General features: G+C 38.2%; 25 protein-coding genes and 1 pseudogene. 24 read left to right on the forward strand and 2 right to left on the reverse strand.

Features of this window, described 5'->3' with window-relative positions; all coding sequences use genetic code 11:
• Positions 1-179: 179 nt before the first annotated feature.
• From aspS to F601_RS12390, 4 genes and pseudogenes are all read left to right on the forward strand, one after another.
• Positions 180-1928 carry an aspartate--tRNA ligase gene (gene aspS / locus F601_RS0106065; RefSeq protein ID WP_018164774.1) on the forward strand — a complete coding sequence of 583 codons (1749 nt, stop codon included), beginning with the start codon at positions 180-182 and terminating at the stop codon, positions 1926-1928.
• On the forward strand, positions 1921-2862 hold the full coding sequence (locus F601_RS0106070; protein ID WP_018164775.1) for a YitT family protein: 942 nt from the start codon (positions 1921-1923) through the stop codon (positions 2860-2862). Before aspS ends, F601_RS0106070 begins: the two co-directional genes overlap by 8 nt.
• Positions 2863-3150: 288 nt before the next feature.
• Positions 3151-4023, forward strand: a complete 873-nt coding sequence (locus F601_RS0106075) for a YitT family protein (protein WP_018164776.1) — start codon at positions 3151-3153, stop codon at positions 4021-4023.
• A 347-nt stretch (positions 4024-4370) separates the two neighbouring features.
• Positions 4371-5807 (forward strand): annotated as a pseudogene (locus F601_RS12390) (PTS transporter subunit EIIC); the annotation flags it as partial.
• A gap of 142 nt (positions 5808-5949) precedes the next feature.
• Here F601_RS12390 and argS read toward each other — a convergent pair.
• A complete protein-coding gene (argS, locus tag F601_RS0106085) occupies positions 5950-7641 on the reverse strand; it encodes an arginine--tRNA ligase (RefSeq protein ID WP_018164778.1) in 1692 nt (563 codons plus the stop codon).
• A gap of 202 nt (positions 7642-7843) precedes the next feature.
• On the opposite strand from argS, the gene argR reads away from it, so the two are divergent.
• From argR to F601_RS0106120, 7 genes are all read left to right on the forward strand, one after another.
• The gene (gene argR, locus F601_RS0106090) at positions 7844-8281 is read left to right on the forward strand and encodes an arginine repressor (RefSeq protein WP_018164779.1); all 438 of its coding nucleotides are present in this window, start codon (positions 7844-7846) and stop codon (positions 8279-8281) included.
• Positions 8278-8628, forward strand: a complete 351-nt coding sequence (locus tag F601_RS0106095) for a YlbF/YmcA family competence regulator (protein ID WP_018164780.1) — start codon at positions 8278-8280, stop codon at positions 8626-8628. The genes argR and F601_RS0106095 overlap by 4 nt, the downstream gene beginning before the upstream one ends.
• Positions 8618-11173 carry a DNA mismatch repair protein MutS gene (gene mutS, locus F601_RS0106100; RefSeq protein ID WP_018164781.1) on the forward strand — a complete coding sequence of 852 codons (2556 nt, stop codon included), beginning with the start codon at positions 8618-8620 and terminating at the stop codon, positions 11171-11173. Before F601_RS0106095 ends, mutS begins: the two co-directional genes overlap by 11 nt.
• Positions 11174-11398: 225 nt before the next feature.
• A complete protein-coding gene (gene mutL / locus F601_RS0106105; protein WP_018164782.1) occupies positions 11399-13348 on the forward strand; it encodes a DNA mismatch repair endonuclease MutL in 1950 nt (649 codons plus the stop codon).
• A gap of 40 nt (positions 13349-13388) precedes the next feature.
• A complete protein-coding gene (gene ruvA, locus F601_RS0106110) occupies positions 13389-13979 on the forward strand; it encodes a Holliday junction branch migration protein RuvA (protein WP_018164783.1) in 591 nt (196 codons plus the stop codon).
• A gap of 13 nt (positions 13980-13992) precedes the next feature.
• Positions 13993-14556 carry a DNA-3-methyladenine glycosylase I gene (locus F601_RS0106115; protein WP_018164784.1) on the forward strand — a complete coding sequence of 188 codons (564 nt, stop codon included), beginning with the start codon at positions 13993-13995 and terminating at the stop codon, positions 14554-14556.
• A gap of 179 nt (positions 14557-14735) precedes the next feature.
• Complete coding sequence (locus F601_RS0106120) at positions 14736-15134, forward strand: hypothetical protein (protein ID WP_018164785.1); 399 nt, start codon at positions 14736-14738, stop codon at positions 15132-15134.
• Positions 15135-15238: 104 nt separating this feature from the next.
• On the opposite strand, the gene F601_RS0106125 is transcribed toward F601_RS0106120, so the two are convergent.
• Positions 15239-16087, reverse strand: coding sequence for a helix-turn-helix domain-containing protein (locus F601_RS0106125; protein WP_018164786.1), 849 nt, complete (start codon positions 16085-16087; stop codon positions 15239-15241).
• Positions 16088-16337: 250 nt separating this feature from the next.
• Between F601_RS0106125 and F601_RS0106130 the strand changes: the two genes are divergently transcribed.
• The 13 genes from F601_RS0106130 to recA all read left to right on the forward strand — a co-directional run bounded on the left by F601_RS0106130 (position 16338) and on the right by recA (position 26623).
• Positions 16338-16580 (forward strand): hypothetical protein, encoded by a 243-nt coding sequence (locus F601_RS0106130; protein ID WP_018164787.1) that lies wholly within the window; start codon positions 16338-16340, stop codon positions 16578-16580.
• Between the two features lie 62 nt (positions 16581-16642).
• Positions 16643-16885, forward strand: coding sequence for a hypothetical protein (locus F601_RS0106135; RefSeq protein WP_018164788.1), 243 nt, complete (start codon positions 16643-16645; stop codon positions 16883-16885).
• 11 nt (positions 16886-16896) lie between these two features.
• Positions 16897-17427, forward strand: a complete 531-nt coding sequence (locus F601_RS0106140) for a hypothetical protein (RefSeq protein ID WP_018164789.1) — start codon at positions 16897-16899, stop codon at positions 17425-17427.
• Positions 17420-17986, forward strand: a complete 567-nt coding sequence (locus F601_RS0106145) for an ATP-binding cassette domain-containing protein (RefSeq protein WP_018164790.1) — start codon at positions 17420-17422, stop codon at positions 17984-17986. The genes F601_RS0106140 and F601_RS0106145 overlap by 8 nt, the downstream gene beginning before the upstream one ends.
• Position 17987: 1 nt before the next feature.
• On the forward strand, positions 17988-19259 hold the full coding sequence (locus tag F601_RS0106150; protein ID WP_155979159.1) for a hypothetical protein: 1272 nt from the start codon (positions 17988-17990) through the stop codon (positions 19257-19259).
• A gap of 482 nt (positions 19260-19741) precedes the next feature.
• Complete coding sequence (locus tag F601_RS0106160; RefSeq protein ID WP_018164793.1) at positions 19742-20053, forward strand: hypothetical protein; 312 nt, start codon at positions 19742-19744, stop codon at positions 20051-20053.
• 171 nt (positions 20054-20224) lie between these two features.
• Positions 20225-20638, forward strand: coding sequence for a hypothetical protein (locus tag F601_RS0106165; RefSeq protein WP_018164794.1), 414 nt, complete (start codon positions 20225-20227; stop codon positions 20636-20638).
• A 131-nt stretch (positions 20639-20769) separates the two neighbouring features.
• Entirely contained in the window at positions 20770-21741 is a 972-nt protein-coding gene (locus F601_RS0106170) for a C39 family peptidase (protein ID WP_018164795.1), read from the forward strand.
• A gap of 66 nt (positions 21742-21807) precedes the next feature.
• Positions 21808-22077, forward strand: coding sequence for a hypothetical protein (locus tag F601_RS0106175; protein ID WP_018164796.1), 270 nt, complete (start codon positions 21808-21810; stop codon positions 22075-22077).
• Positions 22078-22231: 154 nt separating this feature from the next.
• Positions 22232-23371, forward strand: a complete 1140-nt coding sequence (locus F601_RS0106180; protein WP_018164797.1) for an ABC transporter permease — start codon at positions 22232-22234, stop codon at positions 23369-23371.
• Entirely contained in the window at positions 23371-24003 is a 633-nt protein-coding gene (locus F601_RS0106185) for an ATP-binding cassette domain-containing protein (RefSeq protein WP_026183131.1), read from the forward strand. Before F601_RS0106180 ends, F601_RS0106185 begins: the two co-directional genes overlap by 1 nt.
• 159 nt (positions 24004-24162) lie before the next feature.
• The gene (locus F601_RS0106190) at positions 24163-25422 is read left to right on the forward strand and encodes a competence/damage-inducible protein A (protein WP_018164799.1); all 1260 of its coding nucleotides are present in this window, start codon (positions 24163-24165) and stop codon (positions 25420-25422) included.
• 49 nt (positions 25423-25471) lie between these two features.
• The gene (recA, locus tag F601_RS0106195) at positions 25472-26623 is read left to right on the forward strand and encodes a recombinase RecA (protein WP_018164800.1); all 1152 of its coding nucleotides are present in this window, start codon (positions 25472-25474) and stop codon (positions 26621-26623) included.
• The last annotated feature ends 226 nt before the right edge of the window (positions 26624-26849 follow it).

Here is a 26849-nt window from a genome sequence, read left to right on the forward strand (position 1 = left end):
TAAAAAACTCCTCCTAATGGGTGGGGTTTTTGTATGCTTTTTGCTATAATAGGAGGGAATGAAAATTATATAGGTAACTAAAGTCAGAATCAAAGACCAGCTGTGATATAGAAGATTGCAGTGGTTTGTATTTTTAGATGATTTTGGGTTTAGGAATTATTAGATGGAGAATGTATAACATGGAACGTACAATGTATGCTGGTCGTGTTCGTGCGGAACATATCGGACAAGAAATCACTTTGAAAGGTTGGGTAGGTCGTCGTCGTGACCTTGGAGGCCTTATCTTTATTGACCTTCGTGACCGTGAAGGAATCATGCAGTTGGTTATCAATCCTGAGGAAGTTTCAGCTGAAGTGATGGCAACTGCTGAAAGTCTTCGTACTGAATTTGTTATTGAAGTGACTGGTCAAGTTGCTGCGCGTGAACAAGCTAATGATAACTTGCCAACTGGTCAAGTTGAACTTAAAGTTTCAGCATTAACAGTTCTAAATACGGCTAAAACAACACCTTTTGAAATCAAAGATGGCGTAGAAGCTGCTGATGAAACACGTCTTCGTTACCGTTATCTTGACCTTCGTCGTCCAGAGATGTTGGAAAACTTCAAATTGCGTGCTAAAGTAACTCACTCAATCCGTAATTATCTTGACGAGCTTGAATTTATCGATGTTGAGACACCAATGTTGACAAAATCAACGCCCGAAGGTGCGCGTGACTACTTGGTGCCATCTCGTGTTAGCCAAGGCCATTTCTACGCTTTGCCACAAAGTCCGCAAATCACAAAACAGCTTCTTATGAATGCTGGATTTGATCGCTATTATCAAATCGTTAAATGTTTCCGTGATGAAGACTTGCGTGGTGACCGTCAACCTGAGTTTACACAAGTTGACTTGGAAACGTCATTCTTATCTGAGAAAGAAATTCAAGATATCACAGAGGGCATGATTGCTAAAGTCATGAAAGATACTAAGGGTATTGATGTGACTTTACCATTCCCACGCATGGCTTATGATGATGCTATGAATAACTATGGTTCAGACAAACCTGATACGCGTTTTGACATGCTTTTACAAGACTTGACAAATATTGTCAAGGACGTTGACTTCAAAGTGTTCTCTGAAGCTCCTGCAGTTAAAGCAATTGTTGTTAAAAACAATGCGGATAAATACTCACGTAAAAATATCGACCAAATGACCGAAGTGGCCAAACAATTCGGTGCCAAAGGTCTTGCTTGGGTCAAATATGTTGACGGTACTGTCACAGGACCGATTGCTAAGTTCTTGACAAGTATTGAAGATAAGTTGACAGCTGCTTTACAACTTGAAAACAATGATTTGGTACTCTTTGTGGCTGACACACTTGAAGTTGCCAATAATACACTTGGAGCTCTTCGCACGCGCATCGCTAAAGAGCTTGACATGATTGACAACTCTAAATTCAACTTCCTTTGGGTGGTTGATTGGCCAATGTTTGAGTGGTCTGAAGAAGAAGGGCGTTATATGTCAGCTCATCACCCATTCACCTTGCCAACTGAAGAATCAGCTCATGAGCTTGAAGGTGATTTGGCTAAGGTCCGCGCTGTGGCTTACGATATCGTTCTTAATGGATACGAGCTCGGTGGCGGTAGCCTTCGTATCAACCAAAAAGACATGCAAGAGCGCATGTTTAAAGCACTTGGCTTCTCAGCAGAAGATGCCAATGACCAATTCGGCTTCCTCTTGGAAGCAATGGACTATGGTTTCCCACCGCATGGAGGTTTGGCAATCGGACTTGACCGCTTCGTAATGATTTTGGCTGGAAAAGACAATATCCGCGAAGTGATTGCCTTCCCTAAAAACAACAAGGCTTCAGATCCAATGACTCAAGCTCCAAGTCTTGTTGCAGACAAACAATTAGAAGAATTAGCATTATCAATCGAAAACAATGACTAGAAAAGCACCCCTCGTTAAGCGTCTTAAATTTATCGTTAGTCGCTGGGCGAAAAAATTTGGCCTTTTGGATACTCTTCGAGGTATCTCTAAAGAAAAATATGCAGAGAAGTTTTCAGCTTCTCTCTTTTATGGCCTCATGTCGTCTATTGCCGTCAACTTCTTTTTCCAACCAGGACATGTCTACTCTAGTGGAGCAACTGGTTTGGCACAAGTCATTTCGGCAATAAGTGAGCGTTGGTTGGGATTTACCATACCAGTTTCAGTAGCCTTTTATGCTATCAATCTTCCTCTATTGGTTTTAGCATGGTACCAAATTGGGCGAAAATTTACGATTTTTACCTTTATAACGGTAACGGTGAGCTCAGTTTTTATCCAATTTATGCCTCATGTGGTATTAACACCAGATCCACTCATTAATGCCATTTTTGGTGGTTTGGTTATGGGAACTGGAGTTGGTTTTGCACTAAAATCTAGAATATCTAGTGGAGGAACTGATATTGTCAGTCTGACGATACGTAAAAAGACAGGTCGAGATGTCGGAAGCATTTCCTTAATGGTTAATGGTGCAATCATGATTTTTGCGGGTCTGTTATTTGGTTGGCAATACGCGCTCTATTCAATGATTACTATCTTTGTATCTAGCCGTGTGACCGATGCCTTATTTACTAAGCAAAAGAAAATGCAGGCTATGATTGTGACAAGTCATCCAGAGCGTGTTACACGTAAAATTCATAAAATATTGCATCGTGGGGTGACCTGTATTAATGATGCTGAGGGGACTTATAATCATGAAAAGAAAGCAGTTCTGATAACGATTATTACCCGAGAAGAGTATAGCGACTTTAAATACCTAATGAGTAAAGCTGATCCGGAAGCATTCGTATCAGTTGCCGAAAATGTTCATGTTATGGGCCGATTTGTCGATATGGATTAATAATTTCTCTCATGGTTTAAGGTTAATATTTCATCATTTAGAATTATAAATTTCATGCCACGTTAGGCTCTGCCTTCTGTGGCATCTTTGTGCACTGAACTTTAAAAATTGAATATTGTGAGGATTTATAGTCGAATAATACTCAAATAAAATCAAAATCAGACGAGAAAGTGAGATGAAGGTGGTACTAAGGTACAGCAAGTCGAAACTGAAGTCTATTATCTTGATTTTAAAAGACATTATTTGACTGATAATCACTAGAATACTATCAGAAGATAGGAGAAAGAGATGAACAAAGATTTGTTGTTAAAATTAAGGAAGCTTATTTTGATTGCTCTGGGTGTTGCTATATACACCTTTGGCTTTGTAAAATTCAATATGGCTAACCATTTGGCTGAAGGTGGGGTGGCAGGAATAACCCTCATTGTTCATGCCTTGTACAATATTGATCCAGCCCTTACATCCTTAATTTTGAACTTACCGCTTTTTATACTTGGAGCGCATATTTTAGGAAAAAAATCTTTAGCACTGACCATCTATGGTACGGTTCTGATGTCTGGTTTTATTTGGATTTGGCAGCAAGTTCCAATTGAAGTAGCTCTTCATAATGATATGATGTTGGTTGCTGTTATTGCAGGGATTTTTTCCGGTGCTGGCAGTGGTTTAGTTTTCCGTTATGGTGCTACAACAGGTGGAGCAGATATCGTAGGTCGCGTTCTCGAAGAAAAACTAGGCCTCAAACTGGGACAAACCATGCTTTTGATTGATGCACTAGTTTTGACGGCTTCCTTGGTTTATATCGATCTCCAACATATGCTCTACACTTTGGTAGCTAGTTTTGTTTACAGTCAGGTTCTGACTATCGTACAAAATGGCGGTTACACCGTACGTGGAATGCTGATTATCACACAAAAATCGCAAGAAGCAGCGTCAGCTATTCTCCAGGAAATCAACCGAGGAGTTACCTATCTCAAGGGGCAAGGTGCTTACTCTGGTACTGATTTTAATGTCCTTTATGTGGTGCTTAACCCCAGTGAAGTGCGTGATGTTCGAGGCATAATGGCAGAGCTAGATCCAGATGCCTTCATCTCTGTCATTGACGTTGATGAAGTTATTTCATCGGATTTCAAAATTCGACGAAAAAACTATGATAAGTACTGAGCAATCAGAATTAATAGAATGAAGCCTAAGAGTCTGAGGAAAAACCTCAGCTCTTTTTTAAGTATAAATACGAAAAAAGCTACTTTTTGATATTTTTTACATAAAAATGATACTATAGCACGAAAAACAGATATTATCATATGCAAATCAAGAAAACGCTTGCAATTTTTGGGAGAAAAGACTATTATTAGATTATAAGGATTGTTACTGGTAGGCAGGCAAAACCTAAGTGAATACGAGATAATCAACTGGCTATAACGTAGCTAGGAGTGTTTATTTGGTATTTTCTTAGGTTTTTTGTTTACACAAAAACAACTATCCAAAAATTTTAGGAGGAGCCTATTCGTATGGCAAAATATACTGAATTAGCAAAAGACATCATCGCACACGTTGGTGGAAAAGAAAACATCAACAGTCTAAAACACTGTGTGACACGTTTACGTTTTGATTTGAAAGACGAGTCAAAAGCTGATGATGATTACCTTAAACAACGTGATGGCGTTGTAACGGTTGTTAAAGCAGGGGGACAATACCAAGTGGTTATTGGTAACCATGTACCTGATGTTTATGAAGAAGTTGTTAAAGTTGGCGGACTTGCCGCTGGTGGTAGCTTAGACATTGATGAAGGTGATGGTGGACCAAAAGGAAATCTATTTGACCAATTTGTAGCCTTGGTATCAAGTATCTTCCAACCAATGCTTGGCGCACTTTCTGCAGCCGGGATGATTAAAGGTGTGGTAGCTCTTATGGCCGCTAGTGGTGTTCCAACTACTGATGGTGCTTATATTGTCTTGAATGCAGTTGGTGATGGCTTCTTCCAGTTCTTGCCAATTATTTTGGCTTACAACGCAGCTAATCGTTTCAAAATGAACAAATTTACTGCGATGGCATTGGCATTTGCTTTGGTTTATCCAAATATTTCAGCAAGTTTCACAGGAGACGCTCCACTATATACTCTGTTTGCGGGATCAGTTATTGAATCGCCAGTTTATGCTACATTCCTTGGTTTACCAATTATCTTCCCAGCATCAAGCTACCTACAAACAGTCCTTCCAATCATACTAGCAGTGTTTGCAGGTGCAAAATTTGAAAAATTCTTCAATAAAGTTGTACCAGATGTTGTAAAAGTCTTTATTGTTCCTTTCTTGGTAATGATGATTACGGTTCCTCTTGCATATATTGTTATCGGACCACTTATGACTTGGGCATCTGACCTCGTAGGTTTTATTTTCCAAGGTATTTATAACTTTAGTCCTGTTGTTTTTGGTATCATCCTTGGTGCTCTATGGCAAGTACTTGTTATGTTTGGTCTTCACTGGGGTCTTGTTCCTATTGCTATCTTGGACTTTGCAACAAAAGGATGGAGTACTCTTCTTGTCGCTTCAGTAGCTATCTGTTTTGCACAAGCAGGTTCCCTTTTAAATATTTTCCTTCGCACAAAAGAAGATAAAGTTAAACAATTGACAATTCCAGCTTTCATCTCTGCCCTCTTTGGGGTAACTGAACCAGCTATCTACGGTATTACTCTTCCAATGCGTACGCCATTTGTTATGACATGTATTGCTGGGGCTATTCAAGGAGCTTTCCTTGGTTTCTTTAACACTACAGGATTTACAATGGGTGGTATGGGACTCTTCGCTATTCCATCGTATATCACTCCAGCTGAAATCCCAGCAGGAGCTAGCACAGATCCAAATAACGTTTGGTATTTCATTGCAGCTATCGTAATGTCATTTGTTCTTGGATTTGTATTGACACAATTCACAAAAATTCCAAAACTATACGAAAAAAACTAAGCGATAATATTGTTAAAACTGCAAGTCAAAGGTTGAAGTAGCACCATGTTACTCCAACCTTTTTTATTATGTAGTTGGCAAATCAAAAAATCCTCCTTGCTTGTACAAGGAGGATGGTTTTATATGAGAATTACATTTCGTTTGGAGCTTCAACGCCAAGAAGACGAAGGGCTTCTTTAAGAACAGTTGCAGTAGCATAGCTGAGGGCTAGGCGGCTGTCACGTTCTGGGCTTTCATCAAGAATGCGCGTGTGAGCATAGTATTTGTTGAAGGCTTGTGCTAAGCTGATAGCATATTTAGCAATAATAGATGGTTCAAAGTTGTCTGAAGCACGAACAATGATACGTGGGAAGTCCTGGATAAGTTTGATGATTTCCCAGCTTTCCGCATCCTTAAGACTGTAAACTTTGTTGACATCTACTGTAAACTCAGCTTTACGCAAGATAGATTGGATACGTGCATGAGCATATTGAACGTAAGGTCCAGTCTCACCTTCGAAGGATACCATGGCTTCAAGGTCGAAGTCATATCCGTTCATGCGATCAGTTTTAAGGTCGTAGAACTTGATGGCACCAACACCAACTGCATGAGCAACAGCTTCTTTGTTAGCAAGGTTAGGGTTCTTAGCTTCGATTTGTGAAGCGGCACGAGATACAGCTTCTGCGATAGTTGGCTCAAGTAAGATAACATTACCTTTACGTGTTGACAATTTCTTACCACCTTTAGTAACAAGACCAAAGGCAACGTGAGTCATGTCATCAGACCAGTCGTAACCCATTTCTTTCAAAACAGCCTTAAGTTGTTTGAAGTGGGCAGATTGTTCATTACCAACGACGTAGATTGATTTGGCAAAATCGTAAGTGCGTTTGCGGTAAAGGGCAGCTGCAAGGTCACGTGTAATGTAAAGCGTAGCGCCATCCGATTTTTTAATCAGAGCTGGATGTTCAATGCCATATTTATCCAATTTGACAACTTGGGCACCTTGAGATTCTTCCAATAGTCCTTTAGCTTCAAGGAGCTCAACAATCTCATCCATCTTGTCATTGTAGAAAGCTTCGCCATTATAAGAATCAAAAGAAACGTTAAGTTCATTGTAAAGACGGTTGAATTCTACGAGGCTTTCGTCACGGAACCATTGCCATAGGCTAGTTGCTTCCTCGTCGCCTGCTTCCAATTTACGGAACCATTCACGTGCTTCTTCATCCAAGCTTGGATCTTCTTCAGCTTCAGCATTGATGCGGACATAGAGTTTCAAGAGTTCAGCGATTGGGTTAGCTTCAACAGCTTCCTTATCGCCCCACTTTTTGTAGGCAACAATCAACATTCCAAACTGTTTACCCCAGTCACCCAAGTGATTGATGCGAACAGGATTGTAACCCAGTTTAGCTACAATGTTTGCCAAGCTGTCTGCGATAACAGTTGAGCGCAAGTGACCGATTGAGAAAGGTTTTGCGATGTTAGGGCTAGACATATCAAAGGCAATGTTGCGGCCTTGTCCAAGGTCTTGGTTGGCATAGTCGCTGCCTGCCTCAAGGACTTGACTAAGAACAGTAGCAGAAATTTTAGCTTTGTCTAAGAAGAAGTTGATGTAAGGACCAACTGCTTCAACTTTTTCAAAGTTGCTGGCATCAATTTTTTCAGCAATATCACTAGCAATCATTTGTGGTGCTTTGCGAAGCACTTTAGCCAATGAAAAGGCAGGGAAGGCAAGGTCTCCCATATCAGAATTTTTAGGTGTTTCAAGTAAGTTTAAGATAGTATCTTGCTCAAGTTCAGGTACAACCTTGGCAATTTCCTCAGCAATGAGTTTTTTGGTATCCATGAGTGTCTCCTCGTTATAGTATAGTCATTCTATTTTATCACAAAATAGCAGAGCTGTTGCAATAGAAAACGCTAGCAATTGGATAAAATTATTAATTTGCGATTTTTCCACTAAAACCCTTGAGAATTAACGATAGAAAGGTGAAAAAAAATCACTTTTTTGATATAATTCTAGAGATATTATGCATAAACGGAGAAAATTAATGAATAAAATAAATCGCCAAAATCTCATTAAGCGTTTGATTCAGTCAGGCCAAATTGGGACTCAGGAAGAAATCAAACATCATTTACACGAAGAAGGGATTGATGTTACCCAAGCAACCCTTTCACGTGACTTGCGCGAAATCGGCCTTCTCAAGTTGCGAAATGCTGAAGGAAAGCTCTATTATAGTCTTGCTGAAACAAGTAATAGCAAATTTAGCTCTGCTGTGGTTTCCTATATTTTGAAAGTGGCACGAGCTGGTTTTATGTTGGTCTTGCATACTAATCTAGGTGAAGCGGATGTTCTTGCCAATGTTATTGACAGTGATGCTATCCCTGAGATTCTAGGAACTATTGCTGGTGCAGATACTCTTTTGGTTATTTGTAAAGACGAAGAGACAGCTCGTAAATTTGAACAAGAATTATCAGCAGCAATATGAGAACCTACGACCGAGCAGTCGAGCATCTTAAAGAGGCCATTCAAGAACACGAGAGTATAATTGCTTTTAAAAAAGCAGAGCAAAAAATGCAGTCATATCCTGAACTTGAGCATTTGGCCCATAAGATGAAGGCTTACCAGCAAGATGCTGTGCTTTTTAAGAAGATTGATAAAAAACAAGCCCAAAACCTTGCTGATGAAAAAGCAAGTAAACTTGAAGCAGAGCTCACTGGCCTTCCCATTGTTCAAGACTACCGCGCTAAGATGCAGGATGCCAGTGACTTGATTCAGTATATGACTAAAACTTTGGAAGATAAGATAAACAAGGAGTTAGCCAATGGCAAATGAAAAAATATCTCCTGGCATGCAACAGTATTTGGATGTAAAAAAAGACTATCCAGATGCTTTTTTGCTTTTCCGCATGGGAGACTTTTACGAACTATTCTATGAAGATGCTGTTAAGGCTGCCCAGATTTTAGAAATCAGCCTAACTAGCCGAAATAAAAATGCAGAGAACCCAATCCCTATGGCAGGGGTACCCTATCATTCTGCCCAACAGTATATTGATGTCTTGGTTGAAATGGGACACAAGGTAGCCATTGCTGAGCAGATGGAGGATCCCAAACAGGCTGTAGGTGTTGTCAAGCGTGAAGTGGTTCAGGTCATCACACCAGGGACAGTCGTTGATTCTACCAAACCAGACAGCGCCAATAATTTCTTAGTGGCTCTCGACTCTGATGGAAAAAACTTTGGCCTAGCCTATATGGATGTGTCAACAGGTGAATTCTTTGCGACTAGCTTGACAGACTTTGCCACTGTCCGCAGTGAAATTCAAAACCTAAAAGCCCGTGAAGTGGTTCTAGGTTTTGACCTGTCAGAGGCTGATGAACAGGTTCTAGTTAAGCAAATGAATCTCCTTCTTTCTACTGAGAAAGAGCGTTTTGAAGATGTACACTTGATTGACACCAGCTTGACAGACTTAGAAATCTCGGCGGCGGAAAAGCTCCTGCAATATGTCCATAGGACTCAGAAACGTGAGCTCAGCCATTTACAAAAGGTCCTTCACTATGAAATCAAGGATTACCTGCAGATGTCTTATGCGACCAAGTCTAGTTTGGACTTGCTGGAGAATGCTAGAACCAGCAAGAAGCATGGCAGTCTTTATTGGCTCTTAGACGAGACTAAGACGGCTATGGGTATGCGTCTTTTGCGTAACTGGATTGACCGTCCTCTGGTTAATGAGGAGCTGATTAAGGAACGTCAGGACATTATTCAAGTCTTCTTAGATCACTTCTTTGAGCGCAGTGATTTGTCCGATAGCCTAAAAGGCGTCTATGACATTGAACGTTTAGCCAGCCGTGTTTCTTTCGGTAAGGCAAATCCTAAAGATTTGTTGCAGTTGGGCAATACGCTGGCGCAGGTTCCCCTGATTAAGGCCATCTTAGAATCCTTTGGCTCTCCAGAACTTGACAAGCTTGTCAACCAAATTGACACTCTGCCAGAATTAGAAAGTCTCATTCGCTCTGCTATTGACCCAGATGCCCAAGCGGTTATTACAGAGGGCAATATAATCCGAACAGGTTTTGACCAAACTCTGGATAATTACCGTAAGGTTTTGCGTGAGGGAACGACTTGGATTGCTGATATTGAAGCCAAAGAAAGGGCTGCTTCTGGCATCACCAATCTTAAGATTGACTACAATAAAAAAGACGGGTATTATTTCCACGTCACTAATTCTAACCTGTCCTTGGTGCCGGAGCATTTCTTCCGTAAAGCAACTTTGAAAAATTCTGAGCGTTATGGAACTGCTGAATTGGCTAAAATTGAAGGGGAGATGCTGGAAGCGCGTGAACAGTCTTCAAGTTTGGAGTATGATATTTTCATGCGTATCAGAGCACAAGTTGAACGCTATATCACACGACTTCAAGATTTAGCCAAGGCAATTGCCACAGTGGACGTTCTCCAAAGCTTAGCTGTTGTGGCTGAAAATAACCACTATGTCCGCCCAAGTTTTAATAAGCAGCATGAGATTAGTATTGAAAATGGGCGCCATGCTGTTGTCGAAGTGGTTATGGGGGTCCAAGAGTATATTCCAAATTGTATTCACTTTGATCAAAAGACCAGCATTCAATTGATTACTGGTCCTAATATGAGTGGTAAGTCAACTTATATGCGTCAGCTAGCTTTGACAGTTATCATGGCTCAAATTGGGTCATTCGTTGCGGCAGACAAGGTTGATCTTCCAGTTTTTGACGCCATTTTCACTAGAATCGGGGCGGCAGATGACTTGATTTCGGGCCAATCAACCTTCATGGTTGAAATGATGGAAGCTAATCAAGCCATCAAGCGCGCCAGCCAAAACTCTCTCATCCTTTTTGACGAATTGGGACGTGGGACTGCCACTTATGATGGTATGGCTCTCGCTCAATCAATTATTGAGTATATACATAACCATATCAAGGCTAAGACCATGTTTGCCACCCATTACCATGAGTTGACTGACCTGTCAAACCAATTGACAGAACTTGTCAATGTCCATGTGGCAACCTTGGAAAAAGATGGCGAGGTCACCTTCCTCCATAAAATTGCACAAGGACCGGCTGACAAATCATATGGTATCCATGTGGCCAAGATTGCAGGCTTGCCAAAAGCACTGCTTGAACGGGCAGATAAGATTTTAACTTCCTTGGAATCAAATGCTGTTCAACTCTCTACTTCTGAGCTTTCTGAACCATTAGACACAACAGTGGAAATAGCAGAGCCTCAGCAATTGTCCCTCTTTGAAGATGACAAGTCTCAGACAATTGTTCAAGCTCTTAAGGCCATCGATCTCATGAATTTGACTCCGATGGAAGCCATGAACACCATCTATGAACTCAAAAAGATGCTGTAAAGTATTATTGTCTGTTGTGTAAATGAAGTTTACATTATATTGACAACTTAAAAAGAAGGGGAGTTTGACAAGAGAACTGCCCTTCTTTTTATGCTATAATGGTAAGAAGTATTACTCTAGGAAAATCAAAAAGATAATATCTAGTTTTGGTGCTAACTTCGTCAGCTGTATTTTTCCAGTACAGTCTGATTTTGATTGTCATTGAGTATAAAGCGAGGATACATTATGTCAAAAATTATTGAGCTTCCAGAAATTCTTGCCAATCAGATTGCTGCTGGTGAGGTGATTGAAAGACCTGCCAGTGTTGTCAAAGAGCTGGTAGAGAACTCTATTGATGCTGGAAGTAGACAGATAACCATTGAAATTGAGGAATCTGGTTTAAAACTCATTCAAATTACGGATAATGGAGAGGGGATTGCTCAGGATGACGTTGCACTAAGTCTCCGTCGTCATGCCACAAGTAAGATTAAAAATCAATCAGATCTCTTCCGCATACGAACACTTGGTTTTCGAGGTGAAGCCATCCCCTCTATCGCCTCAATCAGTAAATTCACTGTTAAAACAGCAGTTGCTGGTGAAGCCCACGGAACCCTCCTTGTGGCCAATGGAGGGGAAATCGAAAAAGTAGAACCCGTCTCAACACCTGTTGGCACCAAGATAAAGGTCGAAAATCTCTTCTTTAACACCCCAGCCCGTCTTAAATACATGAAGAGTATTCAGTCAGAGCTGGCTCATATTGTTGATGTGGTTAACCGTCTTAGTCTGGCTCATCCTGAGGTAGCTTTCACCCTTATTAATGATGGCCGAGAAATGACAAAGACCTCTGGAACAGGAGATTTGCGTCAGGCCATTGCTGGTATTTATGGTCTCAATACGGCTAAAAAGATGGTAGAGATTTCTAACAGTGACTTGGACTTTGAAGTATCTGGCTATGTCAGTCTTCCTGAACTGACCAGAGCCAACAGAAACTATATTACCATCCTTATTAATGGCCGCTATATCAAAAATTTCCTACTCAATCGTGCTATCCTAGACGGCTATGGCTCTAAACTTATGGTGGGACGTTTTCCAATTGCAGTCATTGACATTCAGATTGACCCTTACTTGGCCGATGTCAATGTTCACCCAACTAAGCAAGAGGTTCGTATTTCAAAAGAGAAGGAACTGATGCAGCTGATTAGCTCTGCCATTTCCCAAAGCCTAAAGGAACAAGATCTGATTCCGGATGCTTTGGAAAATTTGGCCAAGTCAAGCACTCGTGGTCAGTCTAAGCCTGAGCAGACGACCTTACCGCTCAAGCAGACCAATCTCTACTATGACAAGGAGCGAAATGACTTCTTCATGAAGTCAGATCTTGTTGAGGAGAAGCCAGCAGTATTAATTGAGCAAGTTGACAACCCTGTAAAGCAAGTTGACCAAGATAAAAGCTCTACGTCTGTTAAACTTGCCCAACGTTCTGAGTCTGTTGAAGACCATGATGAGCATGAGAGTTTAGACTTTAAGAATAAGACTAAAATCAATAAGTTGATTGATCATCTGGAAAATGAAGAGCGCTCAACTTTCCCAGAGTTGGATTATTTTGGTCAGATGCACGGAACCTACCTTTTTGCTCAAGGCAATGGAGGTCTCTATATCATTGACCAACACGCAGCCCAAGAACGCGTTAAGTATGAGTATTACCGTGAAAAAATCGGTGACGTTGACAGCTCTCTACAGCAGCTTTTGGTTCCATACCTGTTTGAGTTTTCAGCTTCTGATTTCCTCAATTTACAGGAAAAAATGCCCTTGCTTAATCAGGTTGGTATCAACCTTGAAGCCTATGGTGACAATACCTTTATTCTGCGTGAGCATCCGATCTGGATGAAGGAGAGCGAAATTGAGTCGGGCGTCTATGAGATGTGCGATATGCTCCTCCTAACCAACGAAGTTTCTATCAAGAAATACCGTGCAGAGTTGGCTATCATGATGTCTTGTAAACGTTCCATCAAGGCCAATCATGTTTTGGATGATTATTCGGCACGAGACCTCTTGGTTCAATTAGCCCAATGTAAGAATCCCTATAACTGTCCTCATGGCCGTCCAGTCCTTGTCAACTTTAGCAAGGCTGACATGGAAAAAATGTTCCGCCGTATTCAGGAAAACCACACTAGCTTGAGAGAGTTAGGCAAGTACTAACTTACTAAAAAAACTCAGCATAGAAAAAGAAAGTAATATCATGTTCGATTATATCAAAGGAAAACTAACAAAAATTACAGCTAAATACATCGTTGTTGAAGCTGGTGGATTGGGCTACATTATCAATGTGGCAAATCCATATAGCTTTACAGACCTTGTCAACCAAGACGTGCAAATTTACCTCCATCAAGTGGTCCGTGAAGATGCTCAACTTCTCTTTGGTTTCCACACAGAGGATGAAAAAGCTGTTTTTCTCAACCTCATCTCTGTCTCAGGCATCGGCCCTACAACAGCGCTAGCCATTGTCGCCGTGGATGACAACGAGGGCCTTGTCAACGCCATTGACAACAGTGACATCAAGTACCTCATGAAATTCCCTAAAATCGGCAAGAAAACTGCCCAGCAAATGGTGCTGGATCTAGCAGGCAAGTTTGTTGACCTTCCTGCGGAAAATGGCAAAGCTCCGAAACAAGCAGCAGCAGGCAATGCCCAACTCGACGAAGCCATGGAAGCCCTCCTAGCCCTTGGCTACAAGGCAACAGAACTCAAGAAAATCAAAGCCTTCTTTGAAGGAACCAACGAAAGCGCAGAACAATACATCAAATCAGCTCTCAAAATGCTGATGAAATAGCAGGAGGAGTCACATGAAGCGTTGCTCTTGGGTCAAGATGACCAATCCCCTATATATTGCCTACCATGATCAAGAGTGGGGGCGGCCTCTCCATGATGAACATGCTCTCTTTGAATTGCTTTGCATGGAAACCTATCAAGCGGGCTTATCTTGGGAGACTATTCTAAATAAGCGAGATGCTTTCCGTCAAGCCTTTCATGGCTATGATTTGAACACAGTCGCTCAGATGACAGACGCTGAACTGGAAGAAATCTTACAGAACCCAGATGTTATCCGCAATCGCCTCAAAATCTTTGCCACGAGAGCCAATGCGCAAGCCTTTCTCAAAATCCAAGAAACTTATGGAAGCTTTGACAGCTACATCTGGTCTTATGTAGACAATCAAGCTATTGTCAACTCAGTTGCCGACTACCGTACTGCGCCAGCCAAAACAGATCTGTCTGAACAAATATCCAAAGACATGAAAAAACAGGGCTTCAAATTTGTTGGACCTGTCTGTGTCTATTCTTTCCTGCAAGCAGCAGGCTTGGTCAATGACCATGAGGATGAGTGTGAATTGAAAGATTTAGCCGAATGAAGAGCTTTCAGATAAGGGAGAGACTCTTGGAGCTTTGAATTTAAAGAAACTTCTTTCTCTCAACCGAGAGTAGGGCAAGCTGATAGTGACGATTTTTCAAAGCCCTTCAAATGACTATACTAGCGCAAGCCATTGAGCGGTCCCAGACCGCGTCCAAATTCCTTTAGGAGACAAGATTTATGAAAACCTACGGCCCTTATATACTCGCAGTGCTTTATTTAGCAGTGTTTTTCCTTCCCTTTGCATCTAGCATGGATGCCCTCAGCTATTCCCAAGTGACAGTAACTGGCTTTGACTTTGTTGCCAGCCACCTTCAGGGCTTCGGACTGCTCCTCACCTTACTAGTAGGATATGTCCTAGCCAAGCCTAGTCATGGAACCTTGGCGATTGTTTTATTGACCCTAGTTGGCGTCATTCTGCTCTATCTTTATGGATCGCCCTTTTACGTATCAAACCTGGGTTCAACCAGCTATGGCACCTACCTTAACAGCCTCTTAAGAGCCGGACTACAGTTTGGCTATTATATCTCAGCTCTCCTTGCATTTTTGGGCTATGCCCTCCTCTGGAAAGAACGCTGATACACATTTTCCACTGACCTTGATTCAGTGATTTTTCTTTGGGAAAATAGCAGAGCACCCCTTGCAAGAGTGTGCTGCGAATAACAAAAATTTCCGCTGAGTTCTCAACGAAAATTTTTAATTTCTTCTTCCATAGTCTCTAAGAGAGCAGTTTCCTCTGTTAGACTTAAAAGTTCTAGTACCTTCTTAATCAACTCATCATCTTTACGACAGATGCCAAGACGAACTTGTGATAGGGCAAGACTGTCATAACGTTTGAGATTTTTAGCTAACTCTAGTGTTAATTTTGTTATCTTTTCACACTCTTTTTCAAGGTTATTATGAAGATAAATAGTTGCAAGATTAGTAAGGATGACCAATTCAATTGGTTTTGTAGTAGTATAGTCCTTATATTTTTTTAGGCTATTAAGTAGTCTGTCAGTAACGATTGGTAGGGATTCAATTGGAAAGTGAAAGAGAATTGCATTTAGAAGTTGTAAGTCGGAAAAATACCAATTGTCTTCTTTTTCAAGATAGGTCCAAATAGTCTTTACTGTTTCACGAAACTCCTTGTCCTTGCTTTGAGGACCGTTTTTTCTCATTTCAAGAAAAATCGTCAAACGTTCATTGATATGCTGAATAGGAAGGTCGTGGTGAATAGCTAGATAATCTTGACATAGCTTCTTAATTGCCTCAAGCTCCTTTGTTTCAGTGAGTATAACTTTATTCTTAACAGTATTTATAATTTCTTGTCGCTTACTTGGCTTGTAGTAATGACAGATATAATGGAATTCTTCTAAAGTCATATCAATTTGATTAAGCAAGAAAATCATGTTTTCAAATGAAGGGATACGTTGATTTGCTTCAATCTTGGCTAATGACGTTCGTGAGATTACTCCTCCACAAACTTCTTGCTGAGTGAGCCCTTTAGATTCCCTGATTTTTTTATAAACATCTCCAAAATCCCAACGCATAATATTTCCTCCTCAAACAATGTGACAAAAGGTTACAAAGTCCTAAAAAAACTAAAAAGTTTGTTACCATTATAGCATAGAAATAAAAAAGGAGGAAAAAAATGAAAAAGAGATTATTCTATCCTACTGTTTCTGCATTAGCGATGGGGTTCTTATATATTTGGTTGTGGTTTTAGATCAATCAAAAAAGTAAAGGAAAGAATGCTAATCTAATGTATAGCTTATATTTAAGTAGAAAGAGGTATTGATTATGAAAGCAGGATATCTAGTAGCAAATTGGATAGTAAATTCAATGAAGGCAAGAGGAGTAAATCAAACTATATCAATTTTGGCTGCTTCAATTGGATATGGAACCGCGAGGTTTTTTGTTACCACTGTCGTAAAAGTTGGAGCAACTGCTGCAGCAACTACAATTGCCACATATTTTGGCGCAGGTGGTAGTCTAGCAGGACCGCTTGGATGGATTGTAGGAACAGCATCAGGTTGGTTGTGATATTTTAATAAATTGTTTGTCATACAGAAATTAAGCATATCTAAATATGCAGGGAGGTAAAAATGAAAGCAGGTTATTTAGTTGCTAGTTGGATAAATTCGAAAATCAAAAGTTCAGGGTATAATGCTGTTGTTAAAACCTTAACACCTAAAATTGGTGGAGGTATGGCAGCATTCTTTGTTGGTACAGTTACACGTTTAGGGGTAACTGCTGCAGCATCAGTTCTTGCAGGTTATTTAGGTTCAGGTAGCAGTTTAGCAGGACCGCTTGGATTTATTATTGGTTATGCAACAGGTTGGGCCTAGTGAGGTGTCAAATGCGTTTGAGATATCCTCGAACGCATTTTTTAAATGATGAAATGAAAATAAAAAATATAGTAACTATTTCTATTTTAACAATACTAATCACTTATTTATTTACGGATATTTTATTATTAAATAGTAATTTTATAACACTTCCCTATATGAAAGATGTTGTGAAAAATCCAGGAACATTATTTTTCTTTAAAAATAATGTAGTGTTTTTCCTTGTTATCACTATACTTCCGTATATTAACTTTCCGATTTTAATTTTACAGATGGCCTCAGTTGGCGTACAAATGCGATTAATTGGAGGGTTAAGTTTTGAGGTGCAGTTTAATATGTTGTATAGGCATTTAGTATTTGAGTTTATTGCTTTACTAATATCAATTTATTGTAGCTACTATTTGAAAACTATACTTAATAAGTGGCATCAGAAAGAGTTAACAACTACTAAAAAAGATATGAAGATACTATTGTTATTATATGTCTTGATCATATCATTGACTTATATAGCTGCTTTATTAGAGGGGGGAGCAAATGTTTAAAATTGAAAATCTATCATTTTCATATAAAAAAGATCAACATCTCATAGATGATACTTCAATTATGACTGACAAAAGAATTATTGGTGTAATAGGTAAAAATGGTTGCGGAAAAAGTACTCTTTTAAAATTGATATCTAAAGAGCTTATTCCGGATTCGGGTAATATATTTGTTGAAGGTAGGATCTACAGAGCTATACATGACTTATCATTTTATAATAAATTTACGATAGATGAGTTACTGAACCTTTTGGGAAAACTAGATAGTTTTAATTTGAGTAATAAGGACAACTATATAGAAGGACTCCATTTAACAAAGTTTTTACATCAACCATTAGTAGAATTATCACAAGGCACTTATAAAAAAGTCGGAATTTTATTTGCCTTCCTATCGGGTGCAAATGTAATTTTATTTGATGAACCTTTTGAGTCTCTAGACGGAGTTAGTGCTAATTTTGTTGTTAATGAAATTATGAGCTCTCCTAAAATGGTTGTTATTGTTGATCATAATATTGAGCTTATAACTAATGTCTGTGATTTTGTTATTAATATGGATAATTGATATGGAATTTTATACTGAATTTTATCGTCTTGTTAGGAGACAGGAAAAGTATGATTTTGGTAAAGTCGCTTTTTTTGTTTTACGACTGATTTCCTCAAGTTTTTTATTATACTTTTATACTGACTATTTTATTTATGCTTTTCTTTTATACAGATTGATTTTAACAAGCATAATGTATATAAAAAATAATATATATTTGAGCCAGAATGATTTTATTTTTAGTGGTTTTACTCAAAATAATTTTTCCTTCCTGAAATTTTTTTTATTTCAAAGACTAATTATAAATAACATATTTTATAAAATAGCGTATAGTATTTTATTTTTTGGTATTTTATTGTATTTAGATAATTTATCAGCTCTGTCTAATATTATTATTATTATTATTATTGATATTATTGCTATCTTTCTAGAATGGTTAATTATTAAAAATAATAAACTGAGTGAGGAACTTGTCAACATAAAAATACTATCGGAGGTAACAGTCCTAATGATTGTGATAGTTTTCTTGATAGTTTTTTATCCAAATAACCTTTCTTTTTTGTTTGCTAAGAATTCTTTACTACCAATGATTATTGCAATTTTATATTCAAGTTACACTTGGTTATTTATTCGCTTCTTTAGTCAAAGAAAGTATTCCGATAAACAAGGGCTTATCAGATTATTATACGGAAGAATTAGTATTTTTGATTATAAAGAAATTAAACTTTTTCATCGCGGACTAGTGGTCAATTTTTTTAACATGATGCTAGCTGTGGGATTCTTTTTATGGAGTGATTTTCAATCAAGTACTGAAATGATATGGCTTGTGGTAATTTATCTTATTTCTGTAGCTATGGTTTTTACTCAAAAAGTCAATGGAAGAGTTGTAAATTTTAAACATGATAACTTTTTTTTAAATAATAAGTTGTTGTCTATTCAAGATTATAAAATGATATTGAATAAGAAATTGCAATTTTATATCAAGTATTCCTTGGTTGTCAAAACTCTTCTAATGTTAGGAATAAGTATAATTTTGAACTATTATTCTTTGAACTATTTCATAATTGCACTATTATTGTCGTTTGTGTGTTCTTTACAAGAATTTAATTTATTAATCGTAAAGGAAAGATTTAGCATTTTGCAAATACTTACTATTAGATATTTTTTTTGTTTAGTAATATTTCTTTCCATTTATACAAGACACTATTTCTTGTTGGTCATTGTACTAAGTATATTTATATTAAGTGAATTAATCAATATTAGGAAAATAGTACAGGAGGAGGAATTGATATGAACCCGTTATTATTTTACACATCACTTACCAGCTATTCCATACTGATGAGCTATATGATTTCCCAAAAAATTGATACCATTTTTATAGCTAACGTTGTGATATTTTTTATTACCGCACTCATTTATTTCAAGGTTGTAAAATTTTTAACGGAAGTACTTGAAAATATTTTTTACTGCGATGAATATTTTCAAATTAGTTATTCTTTGGAATATGTATATGTTTCGAGTCTCATCATCAGGTTAATATGGCTATACTGTGGATATCTGGGTATATTTAGATTGGATTTCTTATGGTTTTTGATTGTTTCTGTAATAACCATTTTTATTATAATAGTTATGATAACTTACTCAGCTTTAAAGAATAAACACATAAAGTTTAATATGGTAAAGTCTATTCTTATGGTTCTTCCCATGCTTACCTATATTTTATTAGACTATTGGAGCTTATCAATGTAAGTTGATGCTATTATAAGGAGATTTTAAATGACAAAAGATAAAAAATTTTCAATAGAAGTTGTAGTAACTAGAAGGTTACGTTGGAGAAATATGATGAAATCTTTCTTATCATTGGGTTTTTCTGAATTTCCAGAACTCATTAAAGATTTTGGGAAATACTATTGTGTTGCTTATGGAGATGGTTCTGTTTTTCTTGAAAAATATCGTAATAATAAATTTGTAGAAAATAAAAAATTATTAATAACAGCTAGTCAATTACAAGAAAAACTTTCAAGTAAATCATTTAAAGATGAAGCTTATACATACCGTTTTTTAACTAACACTCTAAAATACTATTAATGAAGTTTTTTTGATGTTTAATAAGGTTTTTTGTTTGTTTCCAATCTTAAAGGATTCTATACAATAATAAGATCCTAGGTTTTGTCTTTCTGATACGGAAATGACAGAGTTAATGACTTGGTCTCCAGTCTATAAAATCTGATGCGTTGAATATAATATATAGAGGTTTTAATGAAAAAATATTATGGCTTGTTTATATTAACACTTTATCTAGTGTCACTAAGCCTTCCTTTTATAGCAATCATAGACCCTAATAACTATCAAGTCAGAGATATTTCAGGATTTGAATTTATGAAAAGTTATTGGGTTAGTTTTTTGACGGTGATAGTCTTATTGGTTATTTTTCATTCTTTTAAATATAGACGTTTTTTAGGTGTTGTGTCACTCCTTTTAATAGGGGTGATTTTTCTACACCTTAACTTATCGCCATTTTGTTACTCTGAGACTAATAGTAATGATTTAATTTCTTACGTCAAAAATGTCCTGCTCAATATTAATATTGGCTATTACCTTTCAGTTATTATAATAGTCCTAGGTTATGCTTTGGCAATTAGAGATTTTCATGAAGAAAGATGGGGACAATAGCTGTCGCTAGATGAATTAGCTAGAAATGGTATAAATATTTGATATCTATGATAAAAAGTGCTATATAGGAAGTAAAGATATCGCTGATAAACTATTAATAAATGTTTTCATTCAGAAAGTGGTGATTGATTATGAGAAAAGTTATTTTAGTTTTACTTTCAATAGCTATCTTGTCAGCTTGTAGTTCAAAACCTTCAACAACGGGTAAAACAGATTCTTCTAAAGATAAGGTGACTTTGGAAGAATCACAATCTTCGACGAAAGCCTCTACCAGTACTTCGACTAAGGAAGAAGCACAATCAGATAGTCAAGAATCAACATCAAATGAATCGGTTACAGAACAATCTTCTGTTCAAGATAACCAGACTCAACCAACCCCAAGTCAGGAAGTTGAAACAGGAGGGAGTTCGGCCGGTGTGACAGGAGGAAACACTTCAACTTATACGGATTCAACGACTGTTGAAAACCCACCAATGGATGATGAAACGGCTAATCGTTTGATTATAGGCAATAATAATGCTACTGCCTCCACCTCAATACAGGGAGGACAAAAAGCCATTCTTAATGTCTCCCAACAGTACCAGCAAACCTGGAACTGGTGTGCACCGACAGCAGTGAGTATGATTTTATCCTATAAAGGAGTTTCGGTGTCCCAAGCTCAACTGGCTCAGGATATGGGGACTGATGACTCTTTCGGGACCCACAATGCCAATGCTATTCAGGTTCTCAACCGTTATCTTTTTGGTTACGACAACCCCGCAGTCGGTCAGGCAGGTTATCGTCTAGCCACAGTCACCAATTCTAGCTCAAATTCTGAAGACATGCGCCTTTTTAAAGAACGTCTCATTCAGAACATCCGCGATGGCTATCCAATGTATTACACCATTGACAATGCTAGAATGTATCCAGGAAAAAGTGGTGAACATAATGTGACAGGTATTGGTTATCAACTGACCCAGGATGGTTCTGATATCGCCTATGTCTATTACCTGGACCCATCTTATGCCGTCATCGATCCAACCTATGGTGGACTAAAGAAAGTTACACCGGAAGAATTATTATATGCCATGTTGACCTGTGTGGAGCCAAATTATGGCTGGTAATTTGATTTGGTAAATTAGTTCTTAATATAAAATAATATATAATTCATTTTTGGGAGGAAAAAGGTTATGAAAAAAATTAAAAATAATGTTTGGCTTATTGTGATTATTGCAATGTTATTTGGCTTGGGTGCCAAAAATGTTGTATCGGCAGTACACGTTGCGACTGTAGCAAACACACGATATGAAATTTATTATGTCATGGGAGGTACAAACATTTCCTACACCTATAAAGAACTAAGGTATCCTAATGGTTTTACATATTCTACAACAAGAGAACGAAAAGATTATGGTGTGAATCCTGCGTACCTTTACACATACCATTACAAGACATACTGAGGCGAGAAATATAAATCTATTGGTACTCATGGATTTGCTTAAGTTAATTAATTTAGCCATGATAGTGGTTAATTTAAGCCTTTACTAAGAAGTCTGCTGGCTTATTGGTGCGACATATGAATTATTAAAAGTAGATATTTTAAGAGGAGAACAAGTGCAATTTTTTACATTTGAATTGAAGCGATTTCTAAAAAATCCCAAAAACCAAGTTTGTCTGGTACTTCTTTTTCTGTTTATTCTAGGTATGTTTACAGTTAATCAAACAGTTTTTAGAAAAAGATTTGCTGAAGCTGATTTAGCCTTTATCAGATTAGATTACCAGCAAGCCCAGCAGGCTGTGAATAGCTTAGAAAAAGAAGTACAGCTACATCCTAATGATGAGGGACTTGCTCAGGCTTTAATAACAGCCAAAAAAGAACATGATTTTAGGGATAAGCAGCTTACTGCTGTCGAGAACAATGATTTTGCTACATTTGCAAATCTAGAAAATCAATTAAATACGTCTAGATTAGATTCTATTCCAGAGAAAGATAGGGATTCTGATGAGTATCGCCAACTTGAGGCAATGGTTAGATATTTTAATGCCATTAAATCAGTAAATGGTAATTTTAGTGTTTCTGTGAATGATAGCAGTGATTCAGCATTTATTATAGGGCGCTCTATGGTAGCGTGGTTATCATCAACTACTATTTTTGTACTTGTTACAGTGCTGATTGCAGACGGAGTCAGTCACGATATTGAAAGTTCACAAATTCGTTTTTATCATTTAATGGGAGGTAGAAAGCCGAAACAGTTAGTTCTGAAATTAGTGGTTCCAATTTTAGCGGTTTTTGTAACGACTCTGACTGTTTTTTTACTTTGTTACGTGATAAATGGTTTGTTTGATGGCTATGGAACTTGGCAATATCCCTATTTAATGTCAAATGGTATCATACTTCCAATTTGGAAAATGAGTTTGAATACAGTAACAATGTTTCTAGTCGCTTTGATTTTCATTGGTAGTTTAGGACAATTTTTATCGTTAATTTTCAAGAAAAGTTTAGTTGTTATAGGACTAATTGTAGTTTTCTTGACAGGATTTATGACAATTTCACAGGAAGAATGGTTTCAGCCTTTTAAGAAATTCGTACCTTTTGAGTACTTGGGCTATGGACAACTTATCAATGATGTTAAAATACTCCCAAGCAAGGCTATCACAATCGGTATTATATATTTGACAAGTATGAGTCTTATTTTTATAGTATTTTCAGTTTACTTGTACCAACATTATTACTATCGGAAAGTAGGTAAATGATGGCAGGATTGAAAGTTAATAACCTAACAACAGAAGTCTTTCAAGATTTGAGCTTTAACCTACCAAAGACCGGCTTACTTGGCATAGTTGGTCGTAATGGTGTTGGGAAGAGCACCTTATTTAGCACAATCAATGGAGAAATCAAAGTTTCAGATAATTGTATAGAATCAGGTAAGGTATCCTATATTCCAAATCTAGAAATTTTTGACAAACACTTATCAGCTCAGGACTATCTCCGACTTCTAAAAGTAGATGAGCAGGTGGTTTTTCAAAAAAACTTAGAGACAATGGGTGGCGCTAATTTTCTGAAGCAAAAAATCGGCAAGTACTCTCTAGGTATGAAAGAGTTATTTGCTATTTTATATCTTCTTTCTATCCAATCTGACCTCATCATTTTCGATGAATTGCTTGATGGTCTTGATGAACAAAGGCGTTTTAGAGCTTATAAATTGTTAAAGGAGCAGAGCAAGACTAAGTTAATTTTACTCACCTCTCATAACTTATCTGAAGTTTTTGAGGTTTGCGATTGCGTATACCTTTTGGAAAAAGATTCTCTGAAATCAATTGATCGTAGAGACCTCGAGCGTGTCATGTTTTCGAGTGGTGATTTTCGATACGAAAGTAAAAGTTGACAAGATTCTTTTGGAAAACCTGCTCTGCTATTTTCCAAAAAAGAGACAAAGTCAAAATCATCAAGTTTTTATCAGATTTCCCCCCCCAATTTTTAGTGAATTGGGGATTTTTTTGTTAAAATGAAGAAGCAAATGCGAATAAATAAGTAGGTGGTAAAAATGAAAGCTGAAATCATTGCTGTCGGGACTGAAATTTTAACAGGGCAGATTGTTAATACCAATGCCCAGTTTTTGTCTGAAAAATCTGCAGAGCTGGGTGTAGATGTTTACTTCCACACGGCTGTTGGTGATAATGAGGAGCGTCTCTTATCTGCAATTGATATTGCCAGCAAACGTAGTGACATTGTCTTGCTCTGTGGTGGCTTGGGCCCAACCGAAGATGATTTGACTAAGCAAACTCTAGCCAAATATCTAGGACGTCAACTCGTTTTTGATGAACAAGCAAGCAAGCGTTTGGACGAATTCTTTGCGACCCGTCCTCAGTATGCCAGAACGCCTAACAATGAGCGTCAAGCACAGATTGTGGAGGGTTCTACACCTATTCAGAATGTGACTGGTCTTGCTGTTGGAAGTCTTTTAGAAGTTGGTGGCGTAACCTACATTGTCTTACCTGGCCCGCCAAGTGAGCTCAAACCAATGGTACTGCAAAATCTTGTTCCCCTTTTTGTTGAAGATAATCAGACACTGTATTCACGTGTTTTGCGCTTCTTTGGGATTGGAGAAAGTCAGTTGGTTACAGTCTTATCTGACTTAATTGACAATCAGTCAGACCCAACCTTGGCTCCTTATGCCAAAACAGGCGAAGTGACTCTTCGTTTGTCTACTAAGGCAAAGACACAAGAAGAAGCTGATATTAAGTTAGATGCCCTTGAAGCTCAAATTATGGCCATTAAAACCTTGGAAGGTCAAGAACTATCAGAACTTCACTATGGTTATGGAGATGATAACAGCTTGGCGCGTGTGGCTTTTGAAATGCTCAAGGAGCAGGGTAAGACCATTACAGCAGCTGAGAGTTTGACTGCAGGTCTCTTCCAGTCTAGTCTGGCAGACTTCCCAGGTTCTTCAAAGGTCTTTAACGGTGGCTTTGTGACCTATAGTATTGAAGAAAAATCTAAAATGTTACAGATTCCTCTTACAGACTTGCAGGAGCATGGTGTTGTGTCTAGCTTTACAGCTGAAAAAATGGCAGAGCAGTCACGTCTTTTGACCGATGCCGATTTTGGTATTGGTCTGACAGGTGTAGCTGGCCCAGATGAGCTTGAAGGTCAACCAGCAGGAACAGTTTTCATTGCCCTTGCCACTAGAACAGGTGTTCAATCAATACGTGTTGTTATTGGAGGACGCAGTCGTTCAGATGTTCGTTATATCGCTACCTTATATGCCTTTAATTTAGTGCGCCGCGCTTTATTAAAGGACTAGAATTTGATATAATGGAAAAGATATATCTCTAGAAGAGAAGGAGAAAAATTTGGCTAAAAAAACGAAAAAAACTGAAGAAATCACCAAAAAATTTGGTGACGAACGTAAAAAAGCTCTTGACGATGCCCTAAAAGTTATTGAAAAAGATTTCGGTAAGGGTGCAGTTATGCGTCTTGGTGAACGCGCAGAGCAAAAAGTTCAAGTTATGAGTTCAGGTTCTTTGGCTCTTGATATTGCACTAGGTGCAGGTGGTTATCCAAAAGGACGTATTATTGAAATCTACGGGCCAGAGTCATCTGGTAAAACAACCGTTGCCCTTCACGCTGTTGCTCAAGCACAAAAAGAAGGCGGAATCGCTGCCTTTATCGATGCTGAGCACGCTCTTGATCCTGCCTATGCTGCAGCCTTGGGTGTTAACATTGATGAGCTCCTCTTGTCACAGCCTGATTCAGGTGAACAAGGGCTTGAAATCGCAGGTAAATTGATTGATTCTGGTGCCGTTGATCTTGTGGTTATTGACTCAGTTGCGGCTCTTGTCCCTCGTGCTGAGATTGATGGTGACATCGGTGACAGCCACGTTGGTTTGCAAGCGCGTATGATGTCACAAGCCATGCGTAAACTGTCTGCATCAATCAACAAAACTAAAACAATTGCTATCTTTATCAACCAATTGCGTGAAAAAGTTGGTGTCATGTTTGGTAACCCTGAAACAACACCTGGTGGACGTGCCCTTAAATTCTATGCTTCAGTGCGTTTGGATGTCCGTGGAAACACACAAATTAAGGGAACTGGTGACCAGAAAGACAGTAATGTTGGTAAGGAAACTAAGATCAAGGTTGTTAAAAACAAAGTCGCTCCGCCATTTAAAGAAGCCTTTGTGGAAATCATGTATGGAGAAGGCATTTCTCGTACAGGTGAGCTTGTTAAGATTGCTAGTGATTTGGATATTATCAAAAAAGCTGGCGCTTGGTTCTCATACAATGACGAGAAAATCGGACAAGGTTCTGAAAATGCTAAGAAATTCTTGGCAGAGCATCCAGAAATTTTCGATGAAATTGACCGTAAAGTACGATTGCACTACGGTTTGATTGAAGAAACTGAAGAAGAAAAGAAAGCAAAAAAGGCTGATTCTAAAACAGAAGCTGAAGAGGCAGATGAATTAGTACTTGAGCTTGATGACGCAATCGAAATCGAAGAATAAAACGAAAGAGAAGTCCTGGGGCTTCTTTTTTAGCGTCCTCTTCTCCTTAGTCTCTTCGTAAGACTAAATCAAAATGATACATTGTCACTTTCGTTTTGGCTTACCCTAGCGCTGTCCTCGTCTCACTTCCTCATCTGATTTTGATTTAATTTGAGTTTAAAGATAACAGAAAGATTAAAATATGTCATTTTACAACTTTTTAGTTGACAATTTAAAAATAGGTCTC

It is taken from the genome of Streptococcus henryi DSM 19005 (assembly GCF_000376985.1).
In the GTDB taxonomy this organism is placed as follows: domain Bacteria; phylum Bacillota; class Bacilli; order Lactobacillales; family Streptococcaceae; genus Streptococcus; species Streptococcus henryi.

What these genes read in the sequence shown, in the direction of transcription:
- aspS (WP_018164774.1), top strand. Translation starts at nt 180, where the DNA reads ATGGAACGTACAATGTATGCTGGTCGTGTTCGTGCGGAACATATCGGA.
- F601_RS0106070 (WP_018164775.1), top strand. Translation starts at nt 1,921, where the DNA reads ATGACTAGAAAAGCACCCCTCGTTAAGCGTCTTAAATTTATCGTTAGT.
- F601_RS0106075 (WP_018164776.1), top strand. Translation starts at nt 3,151, where the DNA reads ATGAACAAAGATTTGTTGTTAAAATTAAGGAAGCTTATTTTGATTGCT.
- argS (WP_018164778.1), bottom strand. Translation starts at nt 7,641, where the DNA reads ATGGATACCAAAAAACTCATTGCTGAGGAAATTGCCAAGGTTGTACCT.
- argR (WP_018164779.1), top strand. Translation starts at nt 7,844, where the DNA reads ATGAATAAAATAAATCGCCAAAATCTCATTAAGCGTTTGATTCAGTCA.
- F601_RS0106095 (WP_018164780.1), top strand. Translation starts at nt 8,278, where the DNA reads ATGAGAACCTACGACCGAGCAGTCGAGCATCTTAAAGAGGCCATTCAA.
- mutS (WP_018164781.1), top strand. Translation starts at nt 8,618, where the DNA reads ATGGCAAATGAAAAAATATCTCCTGGCATGCAACAGTATTTGGATGTA.
- mutL (WP_018164782.1), top strand. Translation starts at nt 11,399, where the DNA reads ATGTCAAAAATTATTGAGCTTCCAGAAATTCTTGCCAATCAGATTGCT.
- ruvA (WP_018164783.1), top strand. Translation starts at nt 13,389, where the DNA reads ATGTTCGATTATATCAAAGGAAAACTAACAAAAATTACAGCTAAATAC.
- F601_RS0106115 (WP_018164784.1), top strand. Translation starts at nt 13,993, where the DNA reads ATGAAGCGTTGCTCTTGGGTCAAGATGACCAATCCCCTATATATTGCC.
- F601_RS0106120 (WP_018164785.1), top strand. Translation starts at nt 14,736, where the DNA reads ATGAAAACCTACGGCCCTTATATACTCGCAGTGCTTTATTTAGCAGTG.
- F601_RS0106125 (WP_018164786.1), bottom strand. Translation starts at nt 16,087, where the DNA reads ATGCGTTGGGATTTTGGAGATGTTTATAAAAAAATCAGGGAATCTAAA.
- F601_RS0106130 (WP_018164787.1), top strand. Translation starts at nt 16,338, where the DNA reads ATGAAAGCAGGATATCTAGTAGCAAATTGGATAGTAAATTCAATGAAG.
- F601_RS0106135 (WP_018164788.1), top strand. Translation starts at nt 16,643, where the DNA reads ATGAAAGCAGGTTATTTAGTTGCTAGTTGGATAAATTCGAAAATCAAA.
- F601_RS0106140 (WP_018164789.1), top strand. Translation starts at nt 16,897, where the DNA reads ATGCGTTTGAGATATCCTCGAACGCATTTTTTAAATGATGAAATGAAA.
- F601_RS0106145 (WP_018164790.1), top strand. Translation starts at nt 17,420, where the DNA reads ATGTTTAAAATTGAAAATCTATCATTTTCATATAAAAAAGATCAACAT.
- F601_RS0106150 (WP_155979159.1), top strand. Translation starts at nt 17,988, where the DNA reads ATGGAATTTTATACTGAATTTTATCGTCTTGTTAGGAGACAGGAAAAG.
- F601_RS0106160 (WP_018164793.1), top strand. Translation starts at nt 19,742, where the DNA reads ATGACAAAAGATAAAAAATTTTCAATAGAAGTTGTAGTAACTAGAAGG.
- F601_RS0106165 (WP_018164794.1), top strand. Translation starts at nt 20,225, where the DNA reads ATGAAAAAATATTATGGCTTGTTTATATTAACACTTTATCTAGTGTCA.
- F601_RS0106170 (WP_018164795.1), top strand. Translation starts at nt 20,770, where the DNA reads ATGAGAAAAGTTATTTTAGTTTTACTTTCAATAGCTATCTTGTCAGCT.
- F601_RS0106175 (WP_018164796.1), top strand. Translation starts at nt 21,808, where the DNA reads ATGAAAAAAATTAAAAATAATGTTTGGCTTATTGTGATTATTGCAATG.
- F601_RS0106185 (WP_026183131.1), top strand. Translation starts at nt 23,371, where the DNA reads ATGGCAGGATTGAAAGTTAATAACCTAACAACAGAAGTCTTTCAAGAT.
- F601_RS0106190 (WP_018164799.1), top strand. Translation starts at nt 24,163, where the DNA reads ATGAAAGCTGAAATCATTGCTGTCGGGACTGAAATTTTAACAGGGCAG.